The 19527-nt window shown below is 71.5% G+C and carries 17 protein-coding genes; 8 read left to right on the top strand and 9 right to left on the bottom strand.

Going from position 1 to position 19527, the window contains the following annotated elements:
- Positions 1 to 44 precede the first annotated feature (44 nt).
- Complete coding sequence (locus ACGFNI_RS12885) at positions 45 to 3356, bottom strand: S41 family peptidase (protein ID WP_393683853.1); 3312 nt, start codon at positions 3354 to 3356, stop codon at positions 45 to 47.
- Positions 3357 to 3593: 237 nt separating this feature from the next.
- Between ACGFNI_RS12885 and ACGFNI_RS12880 the strand changes: the two genes are divergently transcribed.
- Positions 3594 to 4793 (top strand): serine hydrolase domain-containing protein, encoded by a 1200-nt coding sequence (locus ACGFNI_RS12880; protein ID WP_393683225.1) that lies wholly within the window; start codon positions 3594 to 3596, stop codon positions 4791 to 4793.
- Positions 4794 to 5079: 286 nt separating this feature from the next.
- On the opposite strand, the gene ACGFNI_RS12875 is transcribed toward ACGFNI_RS12880, so the two are convergent.
- The 4 genes from ACGFNI_RS12875 to ACGFNI_RS12860 all read right to left on the bottom strand — a co-directional run bounded on the left by ACGFNI_RS12875 (position 5080) and on the right by ACGFNI_RS12860 (position 10122).
- The gene (locus ACGFNI_RS12875; protein ID WP_393683223.1) at positions 5080 to 5931 is read right to left on the bottom strand and encodes an EamA family transporter; all 852 of its coding nucleotides are present in this window, start codon (positions 5929 to 5931) and stop codon (positions 5080 to 5082) included.
- Positions 5928 to 6437, bottom strand: coding sequence for a YbaK/EbsC family protein (locus tag ACGFNI_RS12870; RefSeq protein ID WP_393683221.1), 510 nt, complete (start codon positions 6435 to 6437; stop codon positions 5928 to 5930). The genes ACGFNI_RS12875 and ACGFNI_RS12870 overlap by 4 nt, the downstream gene beginning before the upstream one ends.
- A gap of 100 nt (positions 6438 to 6537) precedes the next feature.
- Complete coding sequence (locus ACGFNI_RS12865; RefSeq protein ID WP_393683219.1) at positions 6538 to 8178, bottom strand: penicillin-binding transpeptidase domain-containing protein; 1641 nt, start codon at positions 8176 to 8178, stop codon at positions 6538 to 6540.
- Positions 8179 to 8394: 216 nt separating this feature from the next.
- The gene (locus ACGFNI_RS12860) at positions 8395 to 10122 is read right to left on the bottom strand and encodes a dolichyl-phosphate-mannose--protein mannosyltransferase (RefSeq protein ID WP_393683217.1); all 1728 of its coding nucleotides are present in this window, start codon (positions 10120 to 10122) and stop codon (positions 8395 to 8397) included.
- Positions 10123 to 10296: 174 nt separating this feature from the next.
- On the opposite strand from ACGFNI_RS12860, the gene rsmI reads away from it, so the two are divergent.
- The 5 genes from rsmI to ACGFNI_RS12835 all read left to right on the top strand — a co-directional run bounded on the left by rsmI (position 10297) and on the right by ACGFNI_RS12835 (position 14754).
- Complete coding sequence (rsmI, locus tag ACGFNI_RS12855) at positions 10297 to 11178, top strand: 16S rRNA (cytidine(1402)-2'-O)-methyltransferase (RefSeq protein ID WP_393683216.1); 882 nt, start codon at positions 10297 to 10299, stop codon at positions 11176 to 11178.
- Positions 11179 to 11379: 201 nt separating this feature from the next.
- Positions 11380 to 11850, top strand: a complete 471-nt coding sequence (locus ACGFNI_RS12850; protein WP_393683214.1) for a hypothetical protein — start codon at positions 11380 to 11382, stop codon at positions 11848 to 11850.
- 88 nt (positions 11851 to 11938) lie between these two features.
- Positions 11939 to 12808 (top strand): TatD family hydrolase, encoded by an 870-nt coding sequence (locus ACGFNI_RS12845; protein ID WP_393683212.1) that lies wholly within the window; start codon positions 11939 to 11941, stop codon positions 12806 to 12808.
- A gap of 132 nt (positions 12809 to 12940) precedes the next feature.
- On the top strand, positions 12941 to 13858 hold the full coding sequence (gene rsmA / locus ACGFNI_RS12840) for a 16S rRNA (adenine(1518)-N(6)/adenine(1519)-N(6))-dimethyltransferase RsmA (RefSeq protein WP_393683210.1): 918 nt from the start codon (positions 12941 to 12943) through the stop codon (positions 13856 to 13858).
- The gene (locus tag ACGFNI_RS12835; RefSeq protein WP_393683208.1) at positions 13855 to 14754 is read left to right on the top strand and encodes a 4-(cytidine 5'-diphospho)-2-C-methyl-D-erythritol kinase; all 900 of its coding nucleotides are present in this window, start codon (positions 13855 to 13857) and stop codon (positions 14752 to 14754) included. The genes rsmA and ACGFNI_RS12835 overlap by 4 nt, the downstream gene beginning before the upstream one ends.
- Here the strand turns inward: ACGFNI_RS12835 and ACGFNI_RS12830 are convergent.
- On the bottom strand, positions 14751 to 14951 hold the full coding sequence (locus ACGFNI_RS12830) for a DUF397 domain-containing protein (protein WP_393683206.1): 201 nt from the start codon (positions 14949 to 14951) through the stop codon (positions 14751 to 14753). The two genes, ACGFNI_RS12835 and ACGFNI_RS12830, sit on opposite strands and share 4 nt — an antisense overlap.
- Positions 14952 to 14961: 10 nt before the next feature.
- A complete protein-coding gene (locus ACGFNI_RS12825; RefSeq protein ID WP_393683204.1) occupies positions 14962 to 15816 on the bottom strand; it encodes a helix-turn-helix domain-containing protein in 855 nt (284 codons plus the stop codon).
- Between the two features lie 235 nt (positions 15817 to 16051).
- Here ACGFNI_RS12825 and ACGFNI_RS12820 point away from each other — a divergent pair, with 235 nt between their 5' ends.
- On the top strand, positions 16052 to 16267 hold the full coding sequence (locus ACGFNI_RS12820; protein WP_393683202.1) for a hypothetical protein: 216 nt from the start codon (positions 16052 to 16054) through the stop codon (positions 16265 to 16267).
- A gap of 403 nt (positions 16268 to 16670) precedes the next feature.
- Here the strand turns inward: ACGFNI_RS12820 and ACGFNI_RS12815 are convergent, their stop codons facing one another.
- The gene (locus tag ACGFNI_RS12815; RefSeq protein WP_393683201.1) at positions 16671 to 16955 is read right to left on the bottom strand and encodes a hypothetical protein; all 285 of its coding nucleotides are present in this window, start codon (positions 16953 to 16955) and stop codon (positions 16671 to 16673) included.
- A gap of 228 nt (positions 16956 to 17183) precedes the next feature.
- Positions 17184 to 17561, bottom strand: coding sequence for a hypothetical protein (locus ACGFNI_RS12810; protein ID WP_393683199.1), 378 nt, complete (start codon positions 17559 to 17561; stop codon positions 17184 to 17186).
- 162 nt (positions 17562 to 17723) lie between these two features.
- Here ACGFNI_RS12810 and ACGFNI_RS12805 point away from each other — a divergent pair, with 162 nt between their 5' ends.
- The gene (locus ACGFNI_RS12805; protein WP_393683197.1) at positions 17724 to 19520 is read left to right on the top strand and encodes an ABC-F family ATP-binding cassette domain-containing protein; all 1797 of its coding nucleotides are present in this window, start codon (positions 17724 to 17726) and stop codon (positions 19518 to 19520) included.
- Positions 19521 to 19527 lie beyond the last annotated feature (7 nt).

Below are 19527 nucleotides of genomic sequence, written 5' to 3'. Positions count from 1 at the left end.
CCCTGCGCCATCGGCTCTACGCAGTCGGCTCTACGGCGTCGGCTCTACGCCAAGTCGGACCCACGGGGCGGGAGTGCGGGCCGCCGCAGGTCGGGCACGTCCGTGAGGTCGGGCGGCGACGCGGCGGGGTGCCGCTCCAGCAGGTCGAGCGCGGTGCGCACCGCGACGCCGAGCTGCGGGTGCCGGCCCTCGGCCCAGTGCAGCGGCGAGCGCAGCGCCTCGATGTCCACCTCGACCCCGTGGTTCTCCACGCCCCAGCCGTACACCTTGAACCAGGCGGCGTTCATCGGCACTGTGATCGCGGTGCCGTCCCCGAGCCGGTGCCTGCCGGTCATCCCGACCACCCCGCCCCAGGTGCGCATGCCGACCACCGGGCCGATGCCCTGGAGCTTGAACGCCGCGGTGATCATGTCGCCGTCGGACGAGGTCATCTCGTCGGCCACCGCGACGACCGGGCCGCGCGGCGCGTTGCCGGTGTACGACACCGGCTGGGCGTCGCGGGTCAGGTCCCAGCCCATGATGGTCCGGGTCAGCTTCTCGATGACCAGCTCGGAGATGTTGCCGCCCGCGTTGCCCCGTACGTCCACGATCAGCGCGGGCCGCGACACCTCCATCCGCAGGTCGCGGTTGAACTGCGCCCAGCCCGACCCACCCATGTCGGGAATATGCAGATAGCCGCACTTGCCGTCGCTCAACTCCCGCACCACGGCCCGGCGTTTGGCCACCCAGTCCTGATAGCGCAGCGGACGCTCGTCGACCAGCGGCACCACCGCGACCCGGCGCGGCGGGCCGGAGCCGTCGGCGGACGCGAAGGTCAGCTCGACGGTGGTGCCGCCGGTCGCCGCCAGCAGCGGATACGGCCCGCTCACGGGATCGACCCGGCGGCCGTCCACATGCGTGAGCGCGGCGCCCTCGCGGATGCCGGTACCGGCCAGCGGCGAACGGGCCTTGGAGTCCGACGAGTCGCCTGGCAGGATCCGCTTGACCACCCAACGCCCCTCCCGCGGCACGAGGTTGGCGCCGAGCAGGCCCATGGCGCGCTGGTAGTGCGGCGGCCCTTCGTTGCGCCGGGCGCCGACGACGTACGCGTGCGAGGTGCCCAGCTCGCCCAGGACCTCGCGCAGCAGATCCGCGAACTCGTCCGGCGACGCGACCCGTTCGAGCAGCGGACGGTACTGCGCCAGCACCGCGTCCCAGTCGATCCCGCACATCTTCGGATCCCAGAAGTACGCCCGGACGATCCGGCCCGCCTCCTCGAACGCCTGCCGCCACTCCGCCTCGGGATGCACCTCGTGCAGGATCCGCCGCGGATCCAGGTAGACCGTCGTATCGCTGTCCGGCGGCTCGGTCGCGGGCACCGCGCGCAGCTCGCCCTCGTCGTTGACGACCAGCCGGGAACCGTCGCCGCTGAGCGCGAACCAGTCCAGGGAGCTGGTGAGTTCGGTGCGCCGGGCCTTCGTCAGGTCGAAGTGCTCCAGGGTGGGCTGGCCCGAGGTGTTGTCGGGGTTGGCGAACGTCTCGCCCAGCGCACCGGAGATCGGCCAGCGCAGCCACACAAGACCGCCGCCGCTGACCGGACAGAGCGAGGAGTACTTGGACGCGGCGACCGGGAACGGCGTGACCCGCTCGGCCAGCCCCTCCACCTCGACCAGCACCGGACCCTCACCCGCCGGCGGGTTCTCCGCCGGATCCAGGCCCCCGGCGGCCGGCCGCCCCTCGGGCGACAGCGCGAAAGGCGAAGGCGTCGCCGACGACAGCGGCACCAAATAGGGGCGGCAGCCCAGCGGGAACGACAGATCACCGGTGTGCACGTCGTAGACCGGGTCGAACCCCCGCCAGGACAGGAACGCCAGATAGCGGCCGTCGCGGGTGAAGACCGGCTGCTCGTCCTCGAAGCGCCCGTTGGTGACGTCCACGATCGCCCGATCGGACAGCTTGGCCATCTTGATCTGCCGCAGCGACCGGCCGATCCCCGGATGCGACCAGGTCAGCCACCCCGAGTCGGGCGAGAACGCCAGATCACGCACCGGCCCGTTCGCCGACCTGATCAACTCCCCGACGACTTCACCGCCTCCCTCCTCCCGCTCCTCCGGCCGCCGCACGTCCACCAGCAGCAGCCTGCCGTCGTGCGAGGCCACCGCGACCCGCTCGCCGTCCGGGGACGCGACCATCTCCTGGACCCGGCCCAGCTCCCCGGCCGCCAGCCGGCGCGGCTCGCCCACCCCGCTGGCCCGGGGCAGCCCCGCGATCTCGATCGCGTCCTCGCCCTCCGCGTCGGTGACGTACGCGATCCGGCCGCTGGCCCCCAGCATCTCCGGCATCCTGACCCGCACACCGGGCACGTCGTGCAGCGCGCGGGCCGGGCCGTCGCGGTGCGTGAGCCAGTACAGGCTGCCGCGGACCCCAACCGCGCTGGCCCGTCCGGTGGTGTCCACCGCGAGTGAGGTGACGTGCGAGGCGGCCGGCACCTGGTACGTACGGCGCCCGGCGCGCGGGCCGCCGAGCCGCACCGCCAGCTTCCGCGGCAGCGCCCGCGGGCCCAGGTCGTCGATCAGCCAGAGGTCGCCCCCGCACTGGTAGACGATGCGGGTGCCGTCGGTCGATGCGTGCCGGGCGTAGAAGGCGCCGTGGTCGGTGTGCCGCCGCAGGTCCGTGCTGTCCGGCAGGCAGGAGTAGACGTTGCCGACACCCTCGTGGTCGGAGAGGAAGGCGATCCGGCCGCCGACGAACATCACCGCGTCGAGATGCCCCCGCAGCTTCGGCATCAGCCGGGTGCCGTGCAGCCACATCCGGCCCATCGCACCGCCCCGGTATCGCTTCCAGGAGGCCGGTTCGTGCGGCGGCTTGCCGGTCAGCAGCAGCGTGCGGCGCTCCCCGTCGACATCCGCGACGGAGATGTCGGACACCGGCCCCCACGGCAGCCGCCCGCCGGGGCTGCCGTCCGGCGGCAGGCTGTACGCCCACGAGTAGTACGAGAACGGCTGACCGTGCGAGGAGACCGCCAGGATCTGCGCGTTGCCGTCCGCGTCGGGCGGCGTCCAGCCGCACACCCGGGCATCCGTGCTGCCCCAGTACGTCAGCCGCCTGGCAGGACCGCCGTCGACCGGCGCGAGATGCACCTCGGGGTCGAGGCTGCGCCAGGTGGTGAACGCGATGTGCCGCCCGTCGGGGGAGAAGCGCGGGTGGCCGACCCGGGTGCGGTCCACGGTCAGCCGCCAGGCCCGCTCCGGCTCCGCGCCGTCCGGCACGATCGGCGCCACCCACAGGTCGTCCTCGGCGGTGAAGCAGACCGTGTCGCCGTGCAGATGCGGAAACCGCAGATACGAAGGGGGCGGCGGGCCCGGCGGCGCGGGCATTCTGCGCAGCCGTCCGGGAGGTCGCGCGGGATTCGGCTCCGAGTGCGGCCCGACGGCCTCGCGTGCGTCGCTCACCCACCCATCGTTTCGGCGCGGCCGGAGCGCGGCAACTCGGCCCGCCCCGCCGAATCCACTGTGACGAAGCCCACGCCGTGCCGCCCTGGTCATCAGCACTGATCCGCGCGTTGCACCATTGATGGGTCACCAAAGCGACGGAACAGTGGGAAGCGGGAAACAGTGGTGGACGTCCAGGGCACGGTCGAGGACGGCTTCGAGCCGGTCCGGGACGCATTCACGGCCAACTTCACGCACCGCGGCGAGCGTGGCGCCGCCGTAGCCGTCTACCGCCACGGCCGCAAGGTCGTCGACCTGTGGGCCGGCACCAAGCACGGCGACGGCGGCGACGACCTCGGCCCCCGCGACGCCGGCCACCCCGACACCCCCTGGCAGGCGGACACCACCCAGGTCATCCGCTCCGCCACCAAGGGCATCGCCGCGATCGTCCCGCTCCTCCTCCACCAGCGCGGACTGCTCGACCTGGACGCGCCGGTCGGCACGTACTGGCCGGAGTTCAAGGCCGCGGGCAAGGATCGCGTCCTGGTCCGCCACCTCCTCTCGCACCGCGCGGGACTGCCCGTCCTGGACACCCCGCTCACCCCCGCCCAGGCCATCGACGGCACAAGCGGCCCCGCCGCACTCGCCGCCCAGGCCCCCGCCTGGACCCCCGGCACCGACCACGGCTACCACGCCCAGACCTACAGCTGGCTGCTGGCCGAACTCGTCGTGCGGGTCACCGGCCGCACCATCGGCGACTGGATCGCCGAGGAGATCGCCACCCCCCTGGACCTCGACCTGTGGCTCGGCCTCCCGCAGGCGCAGCAGTCCGGCGTCGGCCGCCTGACCGCCGTGGAACCGCCGACCCAGCCCGCATCGGGCGGCCTGCGGGTACGCCCCAAGCGCTCGGTCGCCGACGCGTACGGCGACCCGGACTCCCTCACCAGCCGCGCCTTCGGAGCCATCACCCCGTCCCCCGACGAGAACGCCCCCGCCTACCGCGCGGCCCAACTCCCGGCCTCGGCAGGCATCGCCACGGCCCGCTCCCTGGCCCGCTGCTACGCCGCCCTCACCGGCCCCGTCGACGGCCACCCCCGCCTCTTCGCCCCCGCCACCCTCACCCTCGCCCGCACCGAGGAATCCGCAGGCCCCGACCGCACCCTCGTCGTCAACACCCGCTTCGGCCTGGGCTTCATGCTGCACAGCCCCGCCTCCCCCCTCCTGGCCCCCGGCTCCTTCGGCCACCCCGGCCGCGGCGGCGCCCTGGCCTTCGCCGACCCCGAATCCGGCCTGGCCTTCGGCTACATCACCAACGGCATGCAACGCGGCGTAACCGCCGACCCAAGAGCCCAGTCCCTGGTAAAGGCCCTCCCGACAACCTGACCCCAGGCCAACGGGCCGCACCCCCAAGGCAGTTGCTCCCCGCCCCAGACGCCACCCCCGAGGCCCGAAGGGCGAGACGAGGACAGGGAACACCCACCGGCGGTCAGCCGCGTACGAGACCGGGTGGGTCGGAGGGGCCGCACCGGGTCGCTCCCCGCAGCGACAGGTGCCAACACCGGCAGCCTCTTGACTGGTACCCGAGGGCACATGCGTCGAGGAGACGACCCGGTGCGGCCCCTCCGACCCACCCCACCCACAAACACCACGCGACCCACCGACCCCCGCCTCACCCCGCGTGCAGCATCAACCCGATCCCCACCACCATCAACCCGGCCGCAGCAATCCGCGGCGCACCGAAGCGTTCCTTGAAGAACAGCGCCCCGATGGCGGCCCCCACGATGATCGACGACTCCCGCAGCGCCGCGATGGGGGCGAGCGGCGCCCGCGTCTGGGCCCACAGCACCAGGCCGTAGGCGAACACCGACAGGACCCCGCCGGCCAGCCCCCGCAGGGCGATCGGACGGAGCTGGACGAGGAGTTCGCGACGCCGGGTGGCCAGCGCGTAGGCGGGTATGGCGATGCCTTCGAGGATCATCAGCCAGGCGATGTAGCCGAGCGAGGTACCGGACGCGCGGACGCCGAGACCGTCGACGGTGGTGTACGAGGCGATGGCCAGACCGGTGGCGAGCGCCGCCAGAATCGCCGGCCAGTGCGGCCGGCTGCCGGAGCCGCGGATGCCCCAGAGGGCGACGCCGACCAGCCCGGCCGAGGCCAGCGCGACACCGGCCAGCGCCCAGCGGTCCGGGACCTCCCCGACGAAGACGGCGGCGAGGACGGTGACGACCAGCGGCGCGGTACCGCGCGCGATCGGATACATCTGCCCGAACTCGCCCAGCCGGAACGACTGCATCAACAGCGCCTGGTAGACGATGTGCAGCACGGCCGACCCGAGGAGGAACGGCCAGGCGGCAGCGGCGGGCATCGGCGTGAAGACGGCCATGACCAGACCGCAGAGCGCCCCGCCGCCCCCGACGAGGGTGAAGGCGATGAGCTGGTCGCGTATGCCGTGGGCGATGGCGTTCCAACTGGCGTGGGTGACCGCGGCGATCAGCACGGCCACAACGACGAGCGGCGTCATGCGGTGCGCTCGCGCACGTCCACGATGCGGCCCTGGGCGTACTCCACCAGGGACTTGGGATCCAGCGGGAAGACGGTGTGCGGGGTGCCGGCCGCGGCCCAGACCGTGCCGTGGGCGAGCAGCCCGCGATCGGCCAGCACCCGGGTGCGGGTGCGGTGCCCGAAGGGCGGTACGCCGCCGATGGCGTACCCGGTGGTCTCGCGTACGACGTCGGCGTCGGCGCGGCCGACCTTCGCCGCGCCCAGCTCGGCGCGCACCCGCTCCACGTCGACGCGGGAGGCACCGTCCATCAGGACGAGCACCGGCTCACCGTCCGCCGAGAAGATCAGGGACTTGACGATCTGGCCGAGGTCGCAGCCCACCGCCGTGGCGGCCTCGACGGCGGTGCGGGTGGCATCGGGGAAGCGACGGACCTCCACACTCAGCCCCAACTCCCGCAGCGCTTCGGCGAATCGGGGGTGAGCCTGGTCGGAGGCGGGTTCTGACACGGGATCGCTATCGCTCATGCCCTGCACGCTAGCGAAGGCTGTACAGGCCACGCGAGTGAGTTGTGCCACGGTGTGCGCCGCCCCGGAGACGGGCAGCGCACACCGCGCAGCCGGTCGCTCAGCCGGCGGAGAGCAGCGCGCGCACCACAGGCCCCGCGTTGGAGCCGCCGTGCCCGCTCGCCGGGACGAGCGCCGCCGCCGCGAGGTCGTTGCGGTAGGCGGTGAACCAGGCGTTCGGCTTCTTCTGGTTGTCGACCTCGGCCGACCCCGTCTTGGCGCCGATGTCACCGCTGAGCCCGGACATCGGCTCGACGGCGGTACCGGACGTCGCGGTCGTCCGCATCAGCGACTTGATCGCGGCGGCGGTGTCCGGCTTCATCTTCCGCGGCGCGGTGGCCAGCGTCCTGTGGTCCACGTCGGGCGAGACGATGTAGGGCTGCCGGAAGGTGCCGGACTGGGCGGTGGCGGCGAGCGAGGCGACGTTGAGCGGGTTCATCCGCACCCCGCCCTGGCCGATCAGCGAGGCCCCCATCTGGGCGTCGCTCTGCACCGGCACGGCGCCGTCGTAGGTGGGGATGCCGGTCTGCCAGTTCAGGCCGATGCCGAAGACGTCCCGCGCCTCCTTCGTCAGGTCGTCGTCGCTGAGGTCCTTCGCCTGCCCGATGAAGGCGTTGTTGCAGGACGCGGCGAAGCTCTGCCGGAACGTGCCGTGCGGGTAGGAACTCATGCCGTCGTTGTGGAACTTGAAGCCGCCGACCGTCACGTACTTGGGGCACGGGTGCGGCTTGTCCGGCGAGGTCATGCCCTTGTCGATGAGCATCGCGGCCGTGACGATCTTCATCGTCGAGCCGGGTGCCAGCGCACCGCCGATGGCGACGTTGAAGCCCGTCGCGGGGGAGTGCGCGATGGCCAGGATCTCGCCGGTGCTGGGCTTGATGGCCACCGCCGCCGCGCCCTTCTTGGCGTCGATCGACTTCTGCGCCGTCGCCTGGAGCGAGGCGTCCAGCGTGGTCTTCAGGGTGCCGGGCGTGCCCTTGGTCAGCTCCTTGAGCGTCTTGCCCGGCTGCTTGGCCTTCGCGGACCCGTCGCCGTGGTGGACGGCCAGCTCAAGGCCCGGCTTGCCGCCCGCCTTGTCGCCGTACTTGTCCCGCAGACTCGCCAGGATGCCGGTCAGCTCCGGGTACTCCTTGGCCGTCAGCTCCTTGCCGTGCCGGTCCACGGCCTTGACCGGCGGTGCCTCGGCGGCACCGGTACGCAGCGAATCGCCCGTGCCCAGGCCCGGGTAGAGCACGTCGGGCGCCCAGCCGACCTGCGGCTTGCCGGTCGTGGTGTCGCGCTTGATCCGGAGCGTCCCGGTGTACGAGAAGGGCGCCTGATGGCCCTTGTAGGCGATCTGGGCGGTGGCCGTGTACGGCACCTTCTCGCCGGCCGGGGCGCCCGGCGTGAGCGTGACCTTCGAGAAGTGCGCCTGCTGGGCGAACGAGCCCAGCGCGCTCTTCGCGGAGCCCGGGTCGTCGGTCAGCCCGGCGGCCTTCGCGGCGTCGGCCGACTGCCAGGCGGTGAGGAACTCCTGCGCCGTGGTGCGGATTTCCTTGGCGCTCAGCGGCCCGGCCTGCACCGCGGCCTTGGGGTCACCGGACGCGGCCCGCGCGTCCTGCGACGACCCGCCGGAGCTGTCGAACAGGACGAACCCGCCGACCACACCCGCGACCAGCGCCGCCGATCCGCCGATCAGCCCGTACTTCACCTCACGGCGCATGCGTCCGTTCCCCTCCCAGATCCTCGTTCCTGAATACGCACACAAGAACGTGCTTCGCACTCTATGGGACACGAGAGGCCGGTGTGTCTCGATCAGGGCACGGTCGGGTGACACACAGTCGACAGCCTGTGACACCACGGGTGTTGACGCCCCCTGGGGTCTGTCGTTCGGGCCAGGTCGGGCTCGCGGGGTCCGACCCGACCCAAACGGCAGACCCTAGACCCAGCTGTCGAACCACATCCGCTGATGCCAAGCCGACTTGGGCAACGGCAGCCCCGTATAGAGCGGATAGAAATAAATGAAGTTCCAGACGATGAGCAGCACCAGGACGCCCGCGCCCACCGCACCCACGGTGCGCCGCCGTTCCGTCGAGCCCGGTGGTCCGACGATCGCGCCGATCATCATCGCCACCGCCAGACACAGGAACGGCACGAACACCACGGCGTAGAACAGGAAGATGGTCCGCTCCTGGTAGAGGAACCACGGCAGATAGCCGGCCGCGACACCGCAGGCGATGGCGCCCGCCCGCCAGTCCCGCTTGAACAGCCAGCGGTAGAGGACGTACAGCAGCGCGAAGCAGGCCGCCCACCACAGCAGCGGGGTGCCCAGCGCCAGCACCTCGCGGGCGCAGCCCTCCGCCGCCGTGCAGCCGTCGTGCCCGGCCTTGGGGTCCTCGTAGAAGTACGAGACGGGGCGGCCAAGGACCAGCCAGCTCCACGGGTTGGACTGGTAGGTGTGCGGGGTCGTCAGTCCGGTGTGGAAGGAGTAGACCTCGGTCTGGTAGTGCCACAGGCTGCGCAGCCAGTCCGGCAGCCAGGTCCAGGAACCGCCGCGGCCGTCCGGCGTGGTGGCCCAGTTGCGGTAGTAGCCGCCCTTGGTGGCGATCCAGCCCGACCAGGACGCGAGATAGGTGGCGAGCGCGAGGACGACGGTGGCGCCGAAGGCCGGCAGCACGTCGAGCCGCAGCACCGAGCGGATCGGCCGCCGCGCCCCCGCCGTACGGCGCGCGCCGACGTCCCACAGCACCGACATCAGGGCGAAGGCGGCGAGGAAGTACAGGCCGTTCCACTTCGTGGCCGATGCCAGGCCGAGGCAGAGGCCGGCCGTCAGCCGCCACGGCCGCCAGCCGAGCCGCAGCCGGTCGGCGACCTGCCCGTCGGGCCGCGTCAGACCGTCCTCGTCGACCGGCAGCGCCGCCGCGAGTCCGGCCCGGGTACGGTCCCGGTCCAGTAGCAGCGCCCCGAACGCGGCCACCGCCCAGAACATCACGATCAGGTCGAGCAGCGCGGTGCGGCTCATCACGAAGTGCAGCCCGTCCACGGCCAGCAGCCCGCCCGCCAGGCAGCCCAGCGCCGTCGACCGCAGCAGCCGCCGCCCGATCCGGCAGACCAGCAGCACCGACAGGGTGCCGAGCAGCGCCACCATGAAACGCCAGCCGAAGGGGTTCATCCCGAACGCCCACTCGCCGACCGCGATCAGCCACTTCCCCATCGGCGGATGCACGACGTACGAAGGGTCGGAGTTCAGCAGGATGTGCGCCGGGTGGCCGACCAGCGCGTCGTTGGCGCTCTTGTCCCAGGTGCCCTCGTACCCGAACTGCAGCAGCGCCCAGGCGTCCTTGGGGTAGTACGTCTCGTCGAATATCACCTTGTCCGGGCTGCCGAGATTCCAGAAGCGCAGCACCCCGGCGAGCAGCGTCACCAGCAGCGGCCCGCCCCAGCCCGACCAGCGGGCCAGCCGGCCGGCCAGCGCGGGGCCCGCGCCGCACAGCTCCCACAGCCGGGTACCGGGCTCGGGGAACGCGGGCACCAGCCGGGTGCGCACATCGGCCTGCGGCCACCCGGCGTACCCGAAGCGGCGCAGCCTGCGCTGCCACGCGGGCGGCCGGCGGGCCTGCTCGTCGGCGCTGCGGGCTACGGCGTCGGTCGCGGTGTCACTGGTCACCCGGCCATCGTAGGGAAGCGGCCTGTGGAGGGCGCCGTACGCCGCCCGGCAGGCACCGACGGGCTAGGGGATGCCGTCAAAGTCCCGCCTGGCTCGCCCCGCCCTACGGGCGGACGACGGGACTTTGACGGCATCCCCTAGGGGCGCGCACCCCACGGCTGGGAGGATGGGGGAGTGACTGGAACGCTGGTACTTGCAGGGACGCCCATCGGTGAGCTGGCGGACGCGCCGCCGCGGCTCGCCACCGAGCTGGCCGCCGCCGACGTGATCGCCGCCGAGGACACCCGGCGGCTGCGCCGGCTGACGCAGGGGCTCGGCGTCACCCCGACCGGGCGGATCGTGTCCTACTTCGAGGGCAACGAGGCGGCCAGGACACCCGAACTGGCCGATGCGCTGGCAGGCGGCGCGCGGGTGCTGCTGGTCACCGACGCCGGGATGCCGTCCGTATCCGACCCCGGCTACCGCCTCGTCGCCGCCGCCGTCGAGCGCGACATCAAGGTCACCGCCGTACCGGGCCCGAGCGCCGTACTGACCGCGCTCGCCGTGTCGGGGCTGCCCGTCGACCGCTTCTGCTTCGAGGGCTTCCCGCCGCGCAAGCAGGGCGAGCGTCTGTCCCGGCTGCGCGAGGTCGCGGACGAGCGCCGCACCCTCGTCTACTTCGAGGCCCCGCACCGCCTCGACGACACCCTCGCCGCGATGGCCGAGGTCTTCGGCGCCGACCGCAGGGCCGCCGTCTGCCGCGAGCTGACCAAGACGTACGAGGAGGTCAAGCGCGGCACGCTCGGCGAGCTGGCGCCGTGGGCGGCCGAGGGCGTACGCGGCGAGATCACCGTCGTCGTCGAGGGCGCGCCGGACGCCGGTCCCGGGGATCTGGGGCCCGAGGAACTGGTGCGCCGGGTACAGGTCCGCGAGGAGGCGGGGGAGCGGCGCAAGGAGGCCATCGCCGCGGTCGCCGCCGAGGTGAAACTGCCCAAGCGCGAGGTCTTCGACGCCGTCGTGGCGGCCAAGAACGCGGCCAAGAACGCGGCCAGGGCCGACCCTTCCGCGGGGAAATGATCTCGATCTGCCCTCGGACGGGTAAATGACTACCCTGGAAGGTAAAAGAAGGGCCGCACAGTGAGACGTTTTCCCTGTGTCCGGCCAAATCTGGGCCAATAGGTAAGAACCTCAGCTGCACCGCAGCCGGGATGGGCGTCCACTGGGAGGTGGGACGCACGGTCCCCGGAGACCTTGTCCTGCGGACAAGAGGAGCGGCACATGAGCGACATCGCGGACATTCCCACCACCGGCACCCACCCCGGCCCCCGTACCGAGCCCGCGGCGCACGAGGCGTACGCCTTCGCGTGCATGCGATGCGGATACGGCTGGGAGCAGGCGTACGAGATAGAGCACCACATAGACGCGACCGGTGCCACGCACGTCGTCTACTACGCGGACGGCGAACGGGTGCCGTCGCCCCTGACCAGCCCGAAGTGCGGCAACTGCACCAGCAACGTCGTGCGCATCATGCGTGCGGGCCGGGTCTCGACGGTGTCGCACGCGATGGAGAGCATGTACCAGCGTCACACCGGCGGTGCGGCGAAGAAGCCGGCCGGTGGGACCGAGGCGTCCACCGGCGCGGAGCAGTCGGCGCAGGGCGCGGGCAGCACGGCGGCCGAGAGCGCGGAAGACCACCACTGGCACCTCTCCGACCTGCTGCACCCCTTCCAGCACCACCACCGCAAGTGACGCGGTGACCCGCCGGGCACACGGCCCGGCCACGGTGCCGGGCGCCCGGACGTGAGGCCACGGCCGCGGTCCTCATAGGATCGCGGCCATGGACCGGAAAGACGCCCCGCCGCCGCTGCCCGAACCGCTTCGGGTGCCGGTCGCCGACTCGCACACCCACCTCGACATGCAGGCGGGCACCGTCGAAGAGGCCCTCGCCAAGGCCGCGTCCGTCGGCGTGACCACCGTCGTCCAGGTGGGCTGCGACCTGGAAGGATCACGCTGGGCCGCGCGGACGGCCGCCGCCCACGACGCGGTGCACGCCACCGTCGCCCTGCACCCCAACGAAGCGCCCCGCATCGTCCTGGGCGACCCGGACGGCACCCCGCGGCAGGGCGCGCGTGAGCCCGGCGGCGCCGCGGCACTCGACGAGGCGCTGGCCGGCATCGACGAGCTGGCCGCCCTGCCGCAGGTCCGCGGCGTCGGTGAGACCGGCCTCGACCACTTCCGCACCGGGCCCGACGGCATGGCCGCACAGCAGCGCTCGTTCCGCGCCCACATCGAGATCGCCAAGCGGCACGGCAAGGCCCTGGTCATCCACGACCGGGAGGCGCACGACGACGTCCTGCGGATCCTGCGCGAGGAGGGCGCACCCGAGCGCGTCGTCTTCCACTGCTTCTCCGGCGACGCCGAGATGGCCAGGATCTGCGCCGCCGATGGCTACTTCATGTCGTTCGCAGGCAACGTCACCTTCAAGAACGCCCAGCCGCTGCGCGACGCGCTCGCCGTCGCCCCCGCCGAGCTGATCCTCGTCGAGACCGACGCGCCCTTCCTCACCCCGGCACCGTTCCGCGGCCGGCCGAACGCGCCCTACCTCATCCCCGTCACGCTCCGGGCGATGGCCGAGGTGAAGGGCGTGACCGAGGACGCGCTGGCCACCGCGGTCGCGGCCAACACGGCACGCGCCTTCGGCTACTGACCGCGGCCGGGCCGCCGGGAGCCGGACGCCGCCGCGCGCCCGTAAGCTTCACCGGGTGAACGAGCGCAGCGAGCGAACAACGGAAAGGCGCGCACCGTGGGTGACCACGGCGGCGCGCGGCGAGGCTTCGGGATGAGTGAGAGCAGCACCAGCGACGAGTCCGGCCCCCTGCTGGGCCCCGCCGATGTCCGCGAGCTGGCCGCCGCGCTGGGCGTGCGTCCCACCAAGCAGCGCGGCCAGAACTTCGTCATCGACGCCAACACCGTCCGCCGGATCGTACGGACCGCCGGGGTGCGGCCCGACGACGTCGTCGTCGAGGTCGGCCCCGGCCTCGGGTCGCTGACCCTGGGGCTGCTGGAGGCCGCCGACCGGGTCACCGCCGTCGAGATCGACGAGGTGCTGGCCGCCGCGCTGCCTGCCACCGTCGCGGCCAGGATGCCAGGCCGCGCCGACCGCTTCGCGCTGGTCCACCAGGACGCGATGCAGGTCACCGAGCTGCCGGGGGCCGCACCCACCGCGCTGGTCGCCAACCTGCCGTACAACGTGGCGGTGCCGGTGCTGCTGCACATGCTGGCGACGTTCCCGACCATCGACCGCACCCTGGTCATGGTCCAGGCCGAGGTCGCCGACCGGCTCGCCGCCCGTCCCGGCAACAAGGTCTACGGCGTGCCGTCCGTCAAGGCGAACTGGTACGCCGAGGTCAAGCGCGCCGGGTCGATCGGCCGCAACGTCTTCTGGCCCGCCCCGAACGTCGACTCGGGACTGGTCTCGCTGGTCCGCCGTACGGCGCCGCCCGAGACCACCGCCACCCGGGACGAGGTCTTCGCCGTCGTCGACGCCGCGTTCGCGCAGCGCCGCAAGACGCTGCGGGCCGCGCTGTCCGGGTGGGCGGGTTCGGCGGCGGCAGCGGAGGACGCGCTGGTCGCCGCCGGTGTCTCGCCGCAGGCCCGTGGCGAGTCGCTGACCGTCGAGGAGTTCGCGCGGATCGCCGAGCACAAGGGCTTGGGCGGGGCGCCCGGCATCCGTCAGGCAAAGGGAGGCGCGGCGTGAGCGCATCGGTCACGGTCCGGGTGCCGGCGAAGGTCAACGTCCAGCTGGCGGTCGGCGCCGCCCGCCCGGACGGCTTCCACGACCTGGCCAACGTCTTCCTCGCCGTCGGCCTCTACGACGAGGTCACCGCGACCCCCGCCGACACCCTGCGGATCACCGCCGATGGCCGCGGCGCCGACCAGATCCCCCTGGACCGCACGAACCTCGCCGCCCGCGCCGCCGAACTCCTCGCCGCCCGGCACGGCATCGCACCCGACGTCCACCTCCACCTCGCCAAGGACATCCCGGTCGCCGGCGGCATGGCAGGCGGCAGCGCGGACGCCGCCGGCGCCCTGCTGGCTTGCGACACCCTCTGGTCGACGCACGCCTCGCGCGACGAACTCCTCGACATCTGCGCCGAGTTGGGCAGCGACGTACCGTTCAGCCTGGTCGGCGGCGCGGCGCTGGGCCAGGGCCGCGGCGAACTGCTGACCCCGCTCACCGTCGGCGGCACCTTCCACTGGGTCTTCGCAGTCGCCGACGGCGGCCTGTCCACCCCCGCCGTCTACCGCGAGTTCGACCGCCTCACGCGGGGCACGGAGGTCCCCGCCCCCGAGGCGTCGCCCGCGATCCTGGCCGCCCTGAAGTCCGGGGACGCCGGTGCGCTCGCCGACGCCCTCACCAACGACCTCCAGGCCGCCGCCGTGTCCCTGCGCCCCTCCCTCACCGCGACCCTCGACGCCGGTACGGAGGCGGGCGCCCTGGCCGCCCTGGTCTCGGGCTCGGGCCCGACGACGGCGTTCCTGGTCAAGGACCAGGAGGCGGCACAGCGGGTGGCGGCGGCCCTGACCGCGTCGGGCACCTGCCGCGCGGTGCGTACGGCGGTGGCGCCGGCGCCTGGGGCGACCGTCCTCTAGCTGACGAAGTGGTCGAACTCGCCGTTCTTCACGCCGAGGATGAAGGCGGCGAGTTTTTCGGGGGTGGTTTTGACGATGATGGTGGGGTCGTCGCTTTCGCGCAAGAGGACTTCACCGTCGGCTATGGCGGTTTCAAGGCACTGGGGGCCGTCCGCCCCAGAGAAGCTTGACTTCTGCCACTTGATTTCGCTGCTCATATCCTGACTCTCACAGTTCTCTTGCGATGTGATGGATGAAATTTAGTGACTCTTGGGGCGTGAGTGCCGCCTGCTCGGCACGATCGAGCAGCGTGCGATAACGGTCGAGGTCGGCGGCTGAACTCAAATGGTTGTCGCCGATCGGGGCGTCGATGTGGACGGTGTCGAGCTGCGGGACGACGCCGCTCGCGTACATCAGCGTCAGCGTTACCTCGATGAATTCCTCGCTCGCGAAGGGGATGACCTGGAGGGTTAGGTCGGGGCGGTCGGACATGGACAAGAGATGTTCGAGCTGCCCGCGCGCAACCTTTCGTCCGCCTACGCGCATACGAACTGCTGCCTCATGCATGATGGCGTGGATTTTCGGCGGGGATTCGCGTTCCAGGATGTTCCGACGCTTCATCCGGTGCTCCACCCGGGCCTTCAGCTCATCTTTGGGAAGCTGCGGAATGGCGCCGGCGAACAGGGCGTGTGCATAGTCCTCGGTCTGGAGAATGCCGGGAAACGTGATGGGTTGTAGGCACCGCAGCTCGGTTGCGTGGTGTTCAAGCTCAGCGATGTCGAGGAATCCGGGAGCGAGCACGCCGCGATAGTCGTCCCACCAGTACTGTCCGCGATGCTCACGCGCGATGGCGCACAACGCCTCGACAAGGGCCTCGTCGTCGCAGGCGTAGAAGACTGCGAGCCGACGGATGCGGTCCTCGCTGACTCCGATGCGACCTGCCTCGATGTGACTGATCTTGGCCTGGTCGGTCGAAACCATCCCCGCCGCTTCTCGGGCGGTCTTGCCCGCGCGCTCACGCAACTTGCGTAGCTCGCCGCCGAGTCGAGCTTGGCGGGCCGTTGGGTTGTCCCTCGGTGGCATGTCACCTTCCCCTTTTTGCGCACAGTTTCGCGCGTAACGGTGTGGACGGTCCACCCAACCTAGCTAATGCTGGGCGCCAACCTTGCCACGGCGCATACATGCCCCTACGGTCCAAGTAGTGCCGTGCAGCACGCGGGGGCTCCCCAAGTGCCGCCATCTGCATGCCCGTTGGGCAATCCAAGGGATGTTCCAAGCGTCAGTGCGCCGAACGCGGCGCACAGGAAGGTGTAGCCGCATGCCCATTCACCACACCACCCCCGACGACGTACACGACAGCGCCGAGGAGCTGCGTACCGCGCTCAAGGACAACGGCATCACGCTGCCGTCGCTCGGCATCGATCTGCCGGGATTCGCGGGCAGTTACGGCGTCCCGCTCGTCGCCCTCGGCAACTGCAACGCGGCCACCGCCCGCAAGCTCACCGAGGTTCTGCGCAGGGCAGCCAGCCGTTGAGGCGGCAGCTCGTATACGTCTCCCGGGTGCCGCCCGGCCTGCTTCTCCTGTGTGGCGAGGGCAACCGCCTCGTCCGCCCGTACGTACCCGCGTACGTACCCCCGCCCGAGGAGCGGCAGTGTCCTGCGGATCAGAACGCCAGGCGCCAGGCACTGGAGGATGCCGTGAGGACACTCAACGCATGGTCGTCCGGCGGAGGCGGGCGCTGCTGAGGCCGCCCGTAATCGGCAGTCCCCGCACCTACCCGTACGGGCCCGGCGAGATATTCGCGAAGGGCGGTCGGCGGGGGAATTCGTTTCTTCGGACGGATTCATGACAGAGGTCCCGCCCGGAAGAATTACGGACGGGACCTCTGCGGGCGGCGGAGGAAATCAGCCGCCTGAGACGCAAATAGCCCAGGCGGTCACGGACTGGGGGCCCTCGCGTACCAGCCGTCCAGGCCACCCAACGGCACGCTGGCCAGCGCCGGGCTGCTGCTACCGGCGTACCCTCCGCCGGTGACGGTGTAGCCCGCCGGGCAGAAGGCCCTCACCTCGGTGCCCGGACTGCTGAGCACGAGCTTGTACTGCGGAGCCGCCTGCACGGCCGACTGGTTGGCCAGCGCGGGAACGGTCCATGCGGCACCGATCCCCACGGCACAGCCGGCCAGTGCCACCGCTACCCAATGAGGAGCACGCAGCTTGGCCATTCGTCCACCCCTTCACGAAGCTCGCAATGCGCAGACCATCGGTAGAGGGTCCGCAGCGAAAGGGTGCCCGGACAATTTCTCGAAAGGGAGGCAGATTTCCGTGTTTCACGCGATCGAACGAAGAAATGCGACTATGCGTTCAGGCCGGAATTCGCCCCTTCAATGAGAAGAAATGCTGAGCTGTAAGAGCTGGTAGGGGCGAGGAATCCTCATCGGTCCCGTCGTGCCTCAGGCCCCCACGATCGCCAGCGACACCACCCACGCCAGGGCGGGCAGGACCGCCGCAGCCGCCAGGCAGATCCCGCCCGCCGTGCGGCGACGGCGACTGCTCAGCCCCGCGATGGTGAGGACGGCGGCGGCGAAACCGGCCGCTACCGGCAGTGTGCCGACCGTCCGCTGCCCGCCCAGCGAGCAGATGGCGCGGGCGTCACCGTCGAAGCAGCTGTCGCCCGCCATCACCAGCATCGGCCCGAACAGCGCCGTCACCCCGGCGAACCCCAGCAGGAGCAGGCCGATGACGAAGCGGCCCGCGACGGACGGCACCACGGGTGCGGACCGGTCCCCGGCCGACGGCGGACGGACGGCGGGTATCTGCTCATTGCTCATGGGGGAACGCTATGTCCGTCGGGCCCTGCCGGGCATCGGTACGGATGCTCACGTCCGGCGCTCACGACCGGTGCTCACGTCCGGGCGGGGCCCTTTCCCGCGCCGACTAGGCTGGAACGGTCGATCGATGTGAAGCGCATCGTGGGGAAGCGCAGGAGAGCAATGGCCACCAACCTCGTCAATCTGGAAGCCGTCGGCAAGGTCTACGGGACGCGTGCCCTGCTCGACGGTGTCTCGCTCGGCGTCAACGAGGGGGACCGGATCGGCGTCGTCGGGCGCAACGGGGACGGCAAGACCACCCTGATCCGGATTCTCGCGAAGCTGGAGGGCGCGGACGACGGCCGGGTGACGCACTCCGGCGGGCTGCGTCTGGGGGTGCTGACGCAGCACGACTCGCTGGATCCGGCGGCGACGGTCAGGCACGAGGTCATCGGTGATCTCGCGGATCACGAGTGGGCGGGCAACGCCAAGATCCGTGACGTGCTGACCGGTCTCTTCGGCGGCCTCGACCTGCCGGGTTTCGGGCAGGGTCTGGACACCGTCATCGGGCCGCTGTCGGGTGGTGAGCGGCGCCGGATCGCGCTGGCCAAGCTGCTGATCGCCGAGCAGGATCTGATCGTGCTCGACGAGCCGACCAACCACCTCGACGTGGAAGGCATCTCCTGGCTGGCCAGGCACCTTCAGGCCCGCCGCTCCGCGCTGGTGGTCGTCACGCACGACCGGTGGTTCCTCGACCAGGTCTGTACCCGGATGTGGGACGTGCAGCGCGGTGATGTGCACGAGTACGAGGGCGGCTACAGCGACTACGTCTTCGCGCGGGCCGAGCGGGAGCGGATCGCGGCCACCGAAGAGGCCAAGCGGCAGAACCTGATGCGCAAGGAGCTGGCGTGGCTGCGGCGCGGCGCTCCGGCGCGTACCAGCAAGCCGCGGTTCCGGATCGAGGCGGCGAACGAGCTGATCGCGGACGTGCCGCCGCCGCGGGACACCGCCGAGCTGATGAAGTTCGCCAACTCCCGGCTGGGCAAGACGGTGTTCGAGCTGGAGGACGTCACGGTCCAGGCGGGCCCGAAGATTCTGCTGAAGCATCTGACCTGGCAGTTGGGGCCCGGTGACCGGATCGGTCTGGTCGGTGTGAACGGCGCGGGCAAGACGTCGCTGCTGCGGGCGCTGGCGGAGGCGGCCCGTTCGCAGGGCGAGCGGCAGCCGGTGGCGGGCCGGGTCGTGGTCGGCAAGACCGTGAAGCTGGCGTATCTCTCGCAGGAGGTTGCCGAGCTGGATCCGGCGCTGCGGGTGCTGGAGGCGGTGCAGCGGGTGCGGGAGCGGGTGGATCTCGGCAAGGGCCGGGAGATGACCGCGGGGCAGCTGTGCGAGCAGTTCGGCTTCAGCAAGGAGAAGCAGTGGACGCCGGTCGGCGATCTGTCGGGTGGTGAGCGGCGGCGGTTGCAGATCCTGCGGCTGCTGATGGACGAGCCGAACGTGCTGTTCCTTGACGAGCCGACCAACGACCTCGACATCGAGACGCTGACGCAGCTGGAGGACCTGCTCGACGGCTGGCCCGGTTCGCTGATCGTCATCAGCCACGACAGGTACTTCGTGGAGCGGACCACCGACCGGGTGTTCGCGCTGCTGGGTGACGCGGCGCTGCGGATGCTGCCGCGTGGCCTGGACGAGTACATCGAGCGCAGGCAGCGGATGAGCGAGGCGGCGGCTCCGGCGCCCGCGCAGGCGGCGGCGCCGAAGAAGGCGGCGGCGGTCAACCGCGCGGCGCAGAAGGAACTCCAGAAGATCGAGCGGCAGTTGGACAAAATCGGTGACAAGGAGGCGAAGCTGCACGCGCAGATCGCCGAGCACGCCACCGACTTCGAGAAGGTCGCGGGTCTGGACGCGCAGCTGCGTGAACTGGCGGGGCAGCGCGAGGAGTTGGAGATGAGCTGGCTGGAGCTGGCCGAGGACGCCTGAGCCGCGT

It is taken from the genome of Streptomyces sp. NPDC048644, from assembly GCF_043199105.1.
Taxonomy (GTDB): Bacteria; Actinomycetota; Actinomycetes; order Streptomycetales; family Streptomycetaceae; genus Streptomyces.
The sequence above is the reverse complement of the archived record's forward strand: the minus strand, read 5'-3'. Positions and strand labels throughout refer to the sequence as shown.

Coding starts and splice junctions, on each gene's coding strand:
- ACGFNI_RS12885 (WP_393683853.1), bottom strand. CDS start 3,356: ATGCCCGCGCCGCCGGGCCCGCCGCCCCCTTCGTATCTGCGGTTTCCG.
- ACGFNI_RS12875 (WP_393683223.1), bottom strand. CDS start 5,931: ATGACGCCGCTCGTCGTTGTGGCCGTGCTGATCGCCGCGGTCACCCAC.
- ACGFNI_RS12870 (WP_393683221.1), bottom strand. CDS start 6,437: ATGAGCGATAGCGATCCCGTGTCAGAACCCGCCTCCGACCAGGCTCAC.
- ACGFNI_RS12865 (WP_393683219.1), bottom strand. CDS start 8,178: ATGCGCCGTGAGGTGAAGTACGGGCTGATCGGCGGATCGGCGGCGCTG.
- ACGFNI_RS12850 (WP_393683214.1), top strand. CDS start 11,380: ATGAGCGACATCGCGGACATTCCCACCACCGGCACCCACCCCGGCCCC.
- ACGFNI_RS12845 (WP_393683212.1), top strand. CDS start 11,939: ATGGACCGGAAAGACGCCCCGCCGCCGCTGCCCGAACCGCTTCGGGTG.
- rsmA (WP_393683210.1), top strand. CDS start 12,941: ATGAGTGAGAGCAGCACCAGCGACGAGTCCGGCCCCCTGCTGGGCCCC.
- ACGFNI_RS12830 (WP_393683206.1), bottom strand. CDS start 14,951: ATGAGCAGCGAAATCAAGTGGCAGAAGTCAAGCTTCTCTGGGGCGGAC.
- ACGFNI_RS12825 (WP_393683204.1), bottom strand. CDS start 15,816: ATGCCACCGAGGGACAACCCAACGGCCCGCCAAGCTCGACTCGGCGGC.
- ACGFNI_RS12820 (WP_393683202.1), top strand. CDS start 16,052: ATGCCCATTCACCACACCACCCCCGACGACGTACACGACAGCGCCGAG.
- ACGFNI_RS12815 (WP_393683201.1), bottom strand. CDS start 16,955: ATGGCCAAGCTGCGTGCTCCTCATTGGGTAGCGGTGGCACTGGCCGGC.
- ACGFNI_RS12810 (WP_393683199.1), bottom strand. CDS start 17,561: ATGAGCAATGAGCAGATACCCGCCGTCCGTCCGCCGTCGGCCGGGGAC.
- ACGFNI_RS12805 (WP_393683197.1), top strand. CDS start 17,724: ATGGCCACCAACCTCGTCAATCTGGAAGCCGTCGGCAAGGTCTACGGG.